The organism is Alteromonas portus, assembly GCF_005117025.1.
Lineage (GTDB): Bacteria > Pseudomonadota > Gammaproteobacteria > Enterobacterales > Alteromonadaceae > Alteromonas > Alteromonas portus.
Window position 1 is genome coordinate 384,205 of sequence record NZ_SWCO01000005.1, and the last position, 12,069, is coordinate 396,273.

At 46.5% G+C, this 12,069-nt stretch carries 10 protein-coding genes; all 10 read left to right on the forward strand.

Annotation, left to right across the window (positions count from 1 at the left end; all coding sequences use genetic code 11):
• The 10 genes from murD (at position 1) to E5672_RS09675 (ending at position 11,972) form a co-directional block, all read left to right on the forward strand.
• A complete protein-coding gene (gene murD, locus E5672_RS09630; RefSeq protein ID WP_136781999.1) occupies positions 1–1,521 on the forward strand; it encodes a UDP-N-acetylmuramoyl-L-alanine--D-glutamate ligase in 1,521 nt (506 codons plus the stop codon).
• A complete protein-coding gene (ftsW, locus tag E5672_RS09635) occupies positions 1,518–2,939 on the forward strand; it encodes a cell division protein FtsW (protein WP_136782000.1) in 1,422 nt (473 codons plus the stop codon). Before murD ends, ftsW begins: the two co-directional genes overlap by 4 nt.
• Positions 2,932–4,062: an undecaprenyldiphospho-muramoylpentapeptide beta-N-acetylglucosaminyltransferase gene (gene murG / locus E5672_RS09640; RefSeq protein WP_136782001.1), complete on the forward strand. Its 1,131-nt coding sequence runs from the start codon at positions 2,932–2,934 to the stop codon at positions 4,060–4,062. Before ftsW ends, murG begins: the two co-directional genes overlap by 8 nt.
• The gene (gene murC, locus E5672_RS09645; protein WP_076010827.1) at positions 4,062–5,507 is read left to right on the forward strand and encodes a UDP-N-acetylmuramate--L-alanine ligase; all 1,446 of its coding nucleotides are present in this window, start codon (positions 4,062–4,064) and stop codon (positions 5,505–5,507) included. Before murG ends, murC begins: the two co-directional genes overlap by 1 nt.
• Position 5,508: 1 nt before the next feature.
• Entirely contained in the window at positions 5,509–6,492 is a 984-nt protein-coding gene (locus E5672_RS09650; RefSeq protein WP_136782002.1) for a D-alanine--D-alanine ligase, read from the forward strand.
• 2 nt (positions 6,493–6,494) lie between these two features.
• Positions 6,495–7,265 carry a cell division protein FtsQ/DivIB gene (locus E5672_RS09655; protein ID WP_136782003.1) on the forward strand — a complete coding sequence of 257 codons (771 nt, stop codon included), beginning with the start codon at positions 6,495–6,497 and terminating at the stop codon, positions 7,263–7,265.
• 7 nt (positions 7,266–7,272) lie between these two features.
• Entirely contained in the window at positions 7,273–8,502 is a 1,230-nt protein-coding gene (ftsA, locus tag E5672_RS09660) for a cell division protein FtsA (RefSeq protein ID WP_071815699.1), read from the forward strand.
• A 108-nt stretch (positions 8,503–8,610) separates the two neighbouring features.
• Positions 8,611–9,777 (forward strand): cell division protein FtsZ, encoded by a 1,167-nt coding sequence (ftsZ, locus tag E5672_RS09665; protein WP_014977222.1) that lies wholly within the window; start codon positions 8,611–8,613, stop codon positions 9,775–9,777.
• Positions 9,778–9,989: 212 nt separating this feature from the next.
• Positions 9,990–10,901: a UDP-3-O-acyl-N-acetylglucosamine deacetylase gene (gene lpxC, locus E5672_RS09670; protein ID WP_014950423.1), complete on the forward strand. Its 912-nt coding sequence runs from the start codon at positions 9,990–9,992 to the stop codon at positions 10,899–10,901.
• A gap of 192 nt (positions 10,902–11,093) precedes the next feature.
• Positions 11,094–11,972, forward strand: a complete 879-nt coding sequence (locus tag E5672_RS09675; protein ID WP_039218651.1) for a M23 family metallopeptidase — start codon at positions 11,094–11,096, stop codon at positions 11,970–11,972.
• Positions 11,973–12,069: the final 97 nt, after the last annotated feature.

The following is a 12,069-nucleotide window of genomic DNA, read 5'->3' on the forward strand; positions in this document are numbered from 1 at the left end:
ATGGCGTATAACGTACGTGAGCATAGTTATGTAGTCGGTGGCCTAGGTGTCACAGGTCAGGCTTGCGTGCGCTTTTTGTTGCAAAAGCGGGCAACGGTTAAAGCGTTTGATACACGTGCTAATTTTACTCTAGTTACCGACCCTGATTCTGGTCTTGATACCGACATGCAAGCGTTTATGGCAAACAAGATCACTTGCAGTGCACTAAGCGAAAACTACTTTGAAGGCGTAGACACCTTGGTGTTAAGCCCTGGGCTTGCTCTGAACATTGAACAAGTAGCTTTAGCGCAAAAGTGTGGCGTTGAAGTAATCGGCGATGTTGAGTTGTTCGCCCGTTTAAATGCCACCAAAAACGGCGCTACGCCAGCAAAGCGCGTAGTAGGAATAACCGGTTCTAACGGTAAAACCACGGTTACTTTATTAGTGAACCATCTGCTTAAAAGCTGTGGCGTAAAAAGTATTGAAGCGGGCAACGTAGGTCGCCCTGTGCTTGAAGCGCTTCAAAGTGATGCCGATGTAGTGGTGATGGAGCTATCAAGTTTTCAGCTTGAAACTACGTCTAGCCTGGAACTTGAAGCAGCCACAGTGCTTAATATTTCCGATGATCACCTAGACCGTCACGGTACCCTTGAAGCCTATATCGAAGCCAAGCATCGCATTTTTGATAACGCGAAATCTGCGATTGTATGGCGGGACGGTGAGTTTGTAGCGCCAGACGAGCAGCTTATTGCTGATGCTAAGGGGAATGCTGCATTAAATGCCGTATCTAATGCTGAATTTAATGAAGACGCGCTAGCGTCAAAAACCATCGTTGAATATGGACTGGGAGAGTCGACCACAGGGTTTGCGATTGCGTCTTTTGACGGTGATGGTAGTGCTCGTGACGATGAACAAAGTCTATACATTACGTTTAATGGCGAAAAGCTTATTGCCCTTAGCGATATCCATTTAGCGGGCATGCATAACGTACTAAACATCATGGCTGCATTGGGTATTTGCCTTCAGCTAGGTGTTTCGCCAGAGCTCGCGGTTAAACACTTATACAGTTTTAAATCTGCACCACATCGCTGTGTGGAAATAGCTTGTGTAAACGACATCCGCTATATCGACGATTCTAAAGCAACCAACATTGGCGCCACGGTAGCTGCCCTTGAAGGGTTAGCCCCGACTATACAAGGAAAGCTGATTCTTATTGCTGGTGGTGACGCTAAAGGTGCTGATATAGCCAGCCTTTCGCCTTATCTGACTAAATATGTCTCGCACGTGTTTGCATTGGGCAAAGATGCACACTTGTTTGAAAAGAGTTTTGCGCATACTACTCGTGTGGCAACCATGAAAGACGCCGTAAAAGCAGCAACGAGACTTGCAGCCCCTGGTGATGTGGTATTGCTTTCGCCTGCGTGTGCAAGTTTAGATATGTTTAAAAACTATATGCATCGCGGTGACGTGTTTAAACAAGATGTACACGACCTACATAATTTACACAGTAAGGACAAGGGCGCTGTGGAGGTTACATCATGATGACTGCCTCTACTAAACTTAGCGCGTTATTTGCCGCGAAGCACGACGGGCAGCCCTCGACAACGCAACCCTATGATGTAACGCTGATCTTGATTGCGCTTGCACTGATGAGCATTGGGGTTGTTATTGTTACCTCGGCGTCTATGCCGGTGGCCGATAGGCTGCACGACAATCCTTTTTATTTTGCTATTCGCCACGGTATTTATATAGTTGGGGCGATCATTGCCGCTATGGTAGTGCTCAATTTGCCTATGCAGTTTTGGCGCATGACAAATCCCTATCTTCTGCTTGCGGCTATCGCGCTATTACTAGCAGTATTGGTGGTGGGGAGAACCGTGAATGGTAGTACCCGTTGGTTAGCAATTGGGCCTATAACCATTCAAGCTGCCGAGCCAGCTAAGCTCTTTTTCTTTGCCTATTTGGCGGGTTATTTGGTTCGCCGCTACGAAGAGGTTACCGAGAACCTAAAAGGCTTCATAAAGCCCCTTGTGGTGTTCTTTGCACTTGCAATGTTGCTTTTGCTTCAGCCCGACTTAGGTACAGTAGTCGTGATGTTTGCCACCACGATTGGCCTGTTGTTTTTAGCAGGTGCAAGACTTTGGCAGTTCTTTGCATTGGTGTTTGCGGGCATATTGGCGGTTGTAGCGCTTATTGTGTTTGAAGAATACCGAATGAAACGGGTTACCTCCTTTTTAGATCCTTGGGCCGACCCATTTGGTGCTGGTTATCAGCTTACCCAGTCTTTAATGGCCTATGGCCGCGGTAACTGGTTTGGGCAAGGCCTAGGCAATAGCTTGCAAAAACTGGAATTCTTACCCGAAGCACACACTGACTTTGTTATGGCTATTTTAGCTGAAGAGCTCGGCTTTGTTGGCGTGCTTGCCGTACTTGGCCTTATTTTATGGATGGTATTACGTGCGCTAAGCATTGGAAATAAGGCACTTGAAAAAGGGCGAGCGTTTGATGGTTACATGGCTTACAGCATAGGCATTTGGTTCAGTTTCCAGACGGCGGTAAATATTGGTGCAAGCGCGGGTATCCTGCCAACCAAAGGGCTAACACTGCCGCTAGTTAGTTACGGCGGTTCATCACTTATCATTATGTCAGTAGCGGTAGCCATATTACTTCGTATCGATTTTGAATTACGGGTTGATGGCGTACAGGCGATTGGTCGAGGCGATAGCAAGTCCGGTAAAAGCAAAGCCCGTCGTAAAAAGCCTATTCCTACAAGCGCGTCGCAAACTAAAGCGGCACATGCTGAAAGTGGGGCGAGTGCAGAGGACAAGAGCGACGAAGCTGACTTTTCTACAGCGACGGTTGAAGCTAAACCCACTAAAACATCAAGTGCGGAAGATGAAGGCAAAGCTGGCATTAAAGCCATACTCGCGCGGGTAGCGCAGGAGGCAGATAATGGCTAAGCGTTGCTTAATTATGGCTGGCGGTACTGGCGGACATGTTTTTCCAGGACTTGCAGTGGCAAACGCGCTTCGAAATGAAGGCTGGGACATTCATTGGCTAGGCACCGCCGAGCGAATGGAAGCGCAAGTTGTGCCTAAGCACGACATACCTATTCACTTTATTCCGGTAAAAGGGCTTCGTGGCAAAGGTGTTTCGGCACGTCTTCAAGGTGCTGTTGCTTTAGTAAAAAGTTTGTTTTCAGCAAGACGAATTATAAAACGCCTACAGCCTGACATCGTTATTGGGTTTGGCGGCTATGCCAGCGGCCCAGGCGGCGTTGCCGCAAAAAGCTTAGGTATTCCTGTGATAGTACATGAGCAAAATGCTGCTGCGGGCATGACCAATAAGCTCCTCAGTAAAATCGCAAGCCGCGTATTACTTGGCTTTAACGATGCTAAAGAACAATTTTCAGGTGTAGGGGCTAAGGTGCATACTGTTGGCAACCCTGTCCGTGATGAAATTTGGCAGGTAATGCCCAAATCTGTAGACATTAACGCGAGTAATAGCGAAGCCACTCTTGAAAACAGCAGTGAGCGAACGGATAGCCTGAATATGCTTGTCGTTGGCGGAAGTTTAGGCGCTCAAGTACTGAATGAAACTGTGCCTGAAACATGCGGTGTATTGGAAAGCTTATCGATAAAGCACCAGTGCGGTAGAGGTAACAGTGAAGGTGTCATCAAAACCTACACGTCGGTGGGCGCAGATATGTCGAAAATCGATGTCAGCGACTTTATCGACGACATGGCCGCAGCTTATGAATGGGCAGACTTTATTGTATGTAGAGCCGGTGCGCTTACGGTAAGTGAAGTTGCAGCAGCGGGGCGGGCAGCGATCTTCGTTCCGCTACCATTCGCGGTTGACGATCACCAAACAAAAAATGCGCAGTCATTAGTAAAGCAAAATGCGGCACTGATGATCGCTCAATCAGTTTTAAAAGAAAATTTAGGGCAGGCGGTGCGTCAGTGGTTACAACACCCTGAAGACTGCTTAAAGATGGGCGCTGTAGCAAAAACATGTGCAAGCACTCATGCCACGGAAAATGTAGTAAGCCACGTAAAAAGCGTGGTAGGAGTAGGGGACTAATGGTTTTTAAAACCCCATTTGAAAGCCCGCAAATGCGCAGGGTTAAAAATATATTCTTTATTGGTATCGGCGGTGCCGGTATGGGTGGTATTGCCGAAGTATTGTTAAATGAAGGCTATGCTATTGCTGGCTCTGACATTCAAGAAGGGCCAATGACACAGCGTTTAAGCGAATTAGGCGCTGATGTGAAAATTGGCCATCGCGCTGAAAATGTTGAAGGCATGGACGTTATTGTGGTGTCTAGCGCCATCAATGAACAAAACCCAGAAATTATTGTTGCTCGTGAAAAGCGCATTCCGATCATTCGCCGTGCAGAAATGCTGGCTGAACTGATGCGATTCCGCCACGGTATCGCAGTGGCAGGCACTCACGGTAAAACGACCACAACCAGTTTAATTTCAACGATTTTTGCAGAAGCGGAATATGACCCTACGTTTGTTATCGGTGGCTTGCTTAACAGTGCAGGCACCAATGCGCGTTTGGGTAAAAGCCGCTATCTGATTGCAGAGGCTGATGAAAGTGATGCGTCTTTCCTTCATTTGCAGCCGATGGTTTCTGTAGTGACCAATATTGAAGCCGACCATATGGATACTTATGGTGGCGATTTCTCAAAGGTAAAAGACACCTTTGTCGATTTCTTGTCGAACCTACCATTTTACGGGCAGGCCATCGTATGCGGTGACGATGCGAATATTCAAGAGATTCGCCCTCGTATAGGCCGAAGTATTCTTACTTACGGTTTTGAATCACATAATGACTATCGCGCAGAAAACGTGTCTTTGTCATTCGGTAAAGCGAATTTTACAGTTATTCGCCCGGAACGCGAACCGTTAGATATAACGTTGAATCTTACCGGCAACCACAATGTTCTTAATGCCCTTGCTGCTATCGCTGTAGCTACGGATGAAGGTGTAGATGACGACGCTATCATTCGCGCACTAGCCAGCTTTGGTGGAATAGGCCGTCGTTTCGAGCAGCTAGGTACGTTTAATACCAGCAAAGGCGAGGTGTGTTTGGTGGATGACTATGGTCACCATCCAACGGAAGTAAGGGCAACTATTGCTGCGGCTCGTGCAAACTGGCCTGATAAACGCTTGGTTATGGTTTATCAACCACATCGCTTTACGCGCACCCGAGACCTTTATGAAGATTTTGTTGAAGTACTGTCGAGCGTTGATGCTCTTTTACTTCTGGATGTGTATGCCGCCAGTGAACAACCTATTGAAGGGGCTGACAGTAAAGCGCTATGCCGTTCCATTCGTCAGCGCGGACAAATAGAGCCTGTATACGTAGGTGACAAAGACGCCTTGCCAGCTATTTTGGCGAATATCATGCAAGATGGCGACATCGTTATGACCCAAGGCGCAGGCAATATTGGACAGATTGCTAAGCTTCTAGCCCGCCATGAACTTGAAGCAACATCACTTGCAAAGGAAGGGGAATAAGATGTCTATACCCTCAGTAAGTATTCACTCACAGAAAACCCACTCGCCGAGCGAGTATGGCAAAGTGGCTGTGCTGCTTGGTGGAGATTCTGCCGAACGGGAAGTATCGCTTAATTCGGGCAATGCGGTGTTAAATGCACTGTTGAGACAAGGCGTCGATGCGTTTGCGTTTGACCCAGCAGAGCGACCTCTGACCGACCTTATCGACCTCAATGTCGATAGAGCACTCATTATGCTGCATGGTCGCGGTGGTGAAGATGGTTCTATGCAAGGAGCCCTTCAGTTCCTAAAAATCCCCTACACGGGAAGCCGAGTTTTAGGCTCTGCGCTGGCAATGGACAAAATTCATACTAAGCAAGTGTGGCAAAGTTTAGGCTTACCCACTGCAAAATATGAAATTGCTGATAAAAGGCACTTTGAAGCTGGTAAGTGCAGCGCTATAATGGATAAATTGGGGAATGAAGTCATGGTAAAACCGGCCAGAGAAGGGTCGAGTATTGGCATGGCGAGAGTGACAAGCGCTAAACAGCTCGAAACTGCCATTCAGGACGCCTTTAAATACGATAATCAAGTCCTGTTAGAGCAGTACATAGATGGCCCCGAATTCACTGTTTCTGTATTGCAGGGACAGGCGTTGCCGTCTATTCGCATGTCTACTCCACATACATTCTATGATTATGCTGCGAAATATCAGGATAATACAACAGAATACTATTGCCCAAGCGGCTTGTCTGAAGAGCAAGAAGCACAGCTAGCAAAACTGGCATCTCGTGCTTTTGACGCTATTTCTGGCAGCGGTTGGGGAAGAATTGACGTTATGCAGGACAACCAAAGGCAATTTTATTTGCTAGAGGCGAACACAGTACCTGGCATGACAGAGAAAAGTTTGGTGCCCAAGGCAGCCAAAGTTGCAGGATTAACTTTTGATGAACTGGTACTAAGTATTCTTTCTACTAGTTTTGATGACGTTGCAAACAAGGCGTAAACGTGGCAGATACCAATACTAATCAAGGTAAGCCTGCTTCTGTAAAGAGCGGCAAAAGTAAAACGGCAGTGTGGGGCGGCGTCGCTTTCTTACTGTTTGTTATTGCAGGATTAGTGTTTGGTGGGCTTAAAGCAAACCAGTATTTGCAAGATGAACAGCAAATGCCGGTACAGGTTATCGATTTTTCTGGTGATTATCAGCACATTGATATTACCAAGCTAGAGCGATTAATACGCAAGGCGCAGCCTGGAAGCTTTTTTGCGCTTGATGTCAACGAAGTATTTGAGCTTGTTGAATCGCAGCCTTGGGTTTATCGCGCGTCAGTAAGAAAAAAATGGCCGAATACGTTAAAAATTTATTTGGTTGAGCAGCAGCCTGTTGCGCAATGGAATGAAGATTTGTTGTTAAACCCTTATGGCGATACGTTTAACGACGAAGGTGTGAAATTAGATTTACCACGCCTTTACGGGCCGGGCGGCAGTGAAAAAACGGCCCTTGAGGGCTACAACGCCATGCACGCGCTAATCGCGACAACGGATATGACGTTAGAAGAGTTATCTTTAAGCGAGCGATTTGCATGGCAAGTGCAGTTGAAAAACGGCATTAAATTGAATTTAGGACGTCAGGAGTTTATCGATAGGCTACAACGCTTTATTGATGTTTATCCACTTCTGGCGCAACAAGAGAAGGCGGTGAAATACGTCGACCTTCGCTATGACACGGGCGTAGCAGTCGGATGGAAAGACGACAGCGCCACAGATGAAGAGAGTTAAGGAAACCATGTCAAAACCTGCTGAACGCAATTTGATTGTAGGACTAGATATCGGCACCAGCCAAGTAAAAGCTGTGGTGGGTGAATTACTAGAAGATGATCAAATCAGTATTGTTGGCGTGGGCACCCATGCATCGAAAGGCATGGATAAGGGCGGCGTTAACGATTTGAACCTGGTGGTTAAGTCAGTGCAGCGTGCTGTGAACGAGATGGAGTTAATGGCAGATTGCCGTGTGTCTTCAGTTTTCATGTCTATCTCGGGTCGCCACGTTAAGTGCCAAAATGAAAATGGCATGGTACCGATTAACAATCAGGAAGTAACACAAGAAGACGTAGATAACGTTATTCATGCAGCGCGCAGTGTGCCAATTGCAGCTGAACGTCGTCTACTACACGTGTTACCACAAGAATTTACTATTGATGTGCAGGAAGGGATTAAAAACCCTATTGGTATGTCAGGAGTAAGAATGGAAGCTGATGCTCACATTATTACCTGTGCCGACGATATGGCGAAAAACATGGTGAAATGTGTAGAGCGTTGTGAACTTAATGCCGATCAGTTGATCTTCTCAGCATTGGCATCGAGTTATGCGGTTCTCACTGACGACGAGCGTGAGCTTGGCGTATGCGTGGTTGATATCGGTGGCGGCACAATGGATATGGTTATATTCACAGATGGTGCCATTCGCCACACCGCCGTTATACCGGTTGCGGGTAATCAAATTACTAGTGACATCGCTAAAATATTTAGAACGCCTATTAGCAATGCAGAAGAAATTAAGGTGAATTACGCCTGTGCATTGAAAGATATGGTGAGTATGGAAGACAGCATTGAAGTACCTAGCGTGGGTGGACGCCCAGCTAGAGTGATGTCTCGCCATACGTTAGCTGAGGTCATAGAACCTCGCTATCAAGAACTTTTTGAGCTGGTACATGATGAAATTCGTGCCAGCGGTCTGGAAGAGCAAATCGCAGCAGGTCTTGTACTTACTGGCGGTACCGCTAAGATGGAAGGTGCTGTTGAATTTGCCGAAGAACTTTTCCAGATGCCCGTGCGCGTGGGCAAACCCATCAACGTAAAAGGCTTGTCCGAATATGTTGATGATGCTGGCTTTGCGACAGTCGTAGGACTGCTGCAATATGGCAAAGTACAATCTGATAATAAGAAGTCCAGTACGCAGAAGACCGGTGAAAGTTTATTTCATCGAGTGCAAAGCTGGTTTAAAGGTGAATTTTAATTTTATTTGGGGGCGCTATAGCTACGGCATCAAGGCTAGCAGGAAGCAATTAGCCTAAGGGAATGACCTGGCGTAGTGTTTAAAAAGACGTACAACCGGAGAGTAAGTATGTTCGAATTAATGGATAGTCACGGCGAAGAAGCCGTAATCAAAGTCATCGGTGTCGGTGGCGGCGGCGGCAATGCTGTTGAGCACATGGTGTCTCAAAGCATTGAAGGCGTAGAATTTATTGCAGTTAACACCGATGCACAGGTGCTTCGCAGCTCAAGTGCAGACGTTACACTTCAAATTGGTTCAAGTGTAACGAAAGGGTTAGGTGCGGGTGCTGATCCGAACATTGGTCGTGAAGCAGCACAAGAAGACAGAGAAACCATTCGTCAGGCGCTAGACGGTGCAGATATGGTTTTCATCACTGCCGGTATGGGTGGTGGTACAGGTACGGGTGCAGCGCCAGAAGTGGCGAAGATTGCACGTGAAATGGGTATTCTTACGGTAGCGGTGGTAACTAAGCCATTCCCATTTGAAGGTAAAAAGCGTACTTCGTTTGCTGAACAGGGTATTGTCGAACTGTCTAACAACGTTGACTCGTTAATTACTATTCCAAACGAAAAACTACTTAAAGTTATGGGTCCGGGCACGCCGCTTCTTCAAGCGTTTAGCGCAGCAAATGACGTATTACGCGGTGCAGTTCAAGGTATTGCCGAGCTTATCACTCGCCCTGGTCTAATCAACGTTGACTTTGCAGACGTACGTACTGTTATGTCTGAAATGGGTAAAGCCATGATGGGTAGTGGGGCTGCAAGCGGTCCTGACCGTGCAGAAGAAGCTGCTGAAGCAGCAATTGCTAGCCCGCTTCTTGAAGATATCGACTTGTCAGGTGCGCGCGGTATTCTTGTGAATATCACAGCGGGTCCAGATTTCGCTATCGACGAGTTTGAGACTGTAGGTAACGCCGTTAAAGCATTTGCTTCAGAAAATGCCACAGTGGTTGTTGGTACGGTTATCGATATGGAAATGACAGATGAGCTTCGCGTTACGGTTGTTGCAACCGGTATTGGCGCAGAGCGCAAGCCTGACATTTCGCTAGTTAGCTCTGAAGGTTCTCGTCTAACTCAGCCTGCAAAAGAATATGGTAGCACGCAATCAAGTGAGCCACGTTCTGCAGTAGGCGGTACAGAGGGCAACCAGGCGCTAAAAGCTGATGATAGTGCGCAGCCAGACAACGATTTGGAATACTTAGATATTCCTGCGTTTCTTCGTAAGCAGGCAGACTAATTTAGCTGCCTGAAACGGAAGGGAATTATTTTGCGTTTGTGATGTCTTACCTAGTAAGGTGTATTTACACAGCGTGAAAAATTTCGCGTGGATAGGTTGATTAAATACGTAATCTGACAGAGTTAAATCCGTCAGATCGGGTATTTTTGACATGTGAGTAATAACTCACTATAATTCGCGCCCGCTTTTTTAATAGGTAAAAGCTTAAGTAGATGATTAGACAACGTACAATCAAGCAATCGGTACAAGAGACCGGAATTGGGCTTCATAAAGGGGAAAAGGTCACAATGACTCTCCGACCTGCGCCAGCAAACACGGGTATCGTGTTTAGGCGTGTTGACCTTGAACCACATGTTGACATACCTTCGCGTGCGAACGCGGTAGGTAATACCATGCTGTGTACGTGCCTGAATAACGAAGACGGTGTAACTATCCAAACGGTAGAGCACTTAGCGTCTGCACTTGCAGGTTTAGGTATCGACAACATTATTGTTGAAGTAGACAGTAACGAGCTGCCAATTATGGACGGAAGTGCTAGCCCGTTCGTATTCTTACTTCAATCTGCCGGTATCGAAGAGCTAAACGCGCCTAAGCAATTTATTCGTATTAAAAAGCCAGTTCGTGTAGAAGATGGTGATAAGTGGGCCGAATTAGTGCCTTACGACGGTTTCCGCGTTGACTTCCAAATTGACTTTGACCACCCCGTGATCAGTCAAACTCGTCAGCATATGGTGATGGATTTTGATTCATGCTCGTATGTGAACGAAGTAAGTCGTGCCCGTACTTTCGGCTTTATGCGTGACTTAGAGTATATGAACGCTAACAACCTAGCGTTAGGTGGCAGCATGGAAAATGCTGTAGCGCTAGACGAATTCCGCGTGCTTAATCCTGAAGGGTTACGTTACGACGATGAATTCTTAAAGCACAAGATTTTGGATGCTATTGGTGACTTGTACCTTGGCGGCCATAGTCTAATTGGCGAATTGCGTGCGTACAAAACAGGTCATGGTCTGAACAATAAGCTATTAAACGCAGTACTTGCGCAAAAAGAGTGTTGGGAGTTCGTGACCTACGACTCGCAGGAAACGGCACCGATTCGTTATGCTCAACCCGCGTTAGCGTAAAAATTTGAAAAGCCGCCTAACGGGCGGCTTTTTTTCATATGGCAATTACTGGAATAAATGATACAGTAGCCAAATAATTAATATAAATTTCACCCATGCGACAAAAATATCGCTTAAAGGCTGTCGCCTTTGGCTAAAAACACATTCATAGTGTTAAAAAAAATGGCGTGAAAAAGCAACATTCTTCGTGGTATGAAATTAACAATTACACTTGCAGGTAAAAATAAACGCTACAGACACAGTATTAGTGTCCGTACGCTCGTGAGCGCAACCGTGCTCTCGTCTATTTTTATGCTGGTGTCGAGCCGGTCAACGGAATCGGTCTCTGAAGATGTTGCTCGGGTTCGTTTAGCGCAAACTGAAGTCAGCGAAAAACAGAAAGACGTTGAAGCGCTAAAACAGCAAACCACAATAAAATTAAAAGCTTTGCTTTCTCACGTTGCAGAGCTATCTGCGCAAGCTACCCTGCTAGACGAGAAAGGTAAGCAAATTGCAACAGAATTAGGTATGTCAGCGACTGACCTGGACGCTTTCGTACCGGTATCGATACCGGATAACCTTCAAGACGATCCCATCCTTCACGAAATAGCCAAACTAGAGCAATCCCTTGATTTAAAGTCTCAACAGTTGTCTATGCTTGAAAGTTTGGTCAGGGGTCACCATATCAACGAACAGAGCCAATTATCTGGTCGTCCGATAAAGTCAGGATGGTTGTCTTCTTATTACGGTATGCGGGCCGACCCGTTTACCGGCGAACCTACCATGCATAAAGGGTTGGACTTCGCAGGTAAAGCTGGGGAAAACGTGGTGGCTACGGCTGCAGGTATTGTTACCTGGGCAGGAGAGCGCTACGGCTATGGCCAACTAGTAGAAATTGATCACGGTGATGGCTATGTTACCCGCTATGGGCATAACGACACCCTTACTGTTTCAATAGGCGATGTGGTAACTAAAGGGGAACCTATCGCGAAAATGGGCAATACGGGGCGCTCTACGGGCGTTCATGTTCACTACGAAGTAATAAGAAACGGAAAACAAGTCGATCCTCTGCCTTTTGTTTACAAAAAGTAGCGCAGGCAGCAGCCAGGTAATTCTCGTAGACGGTGCCTTTATAATTTAAAGTCATTTAAAACGAAGAAGCATTATTTTAGAACATCGCAAAACACAA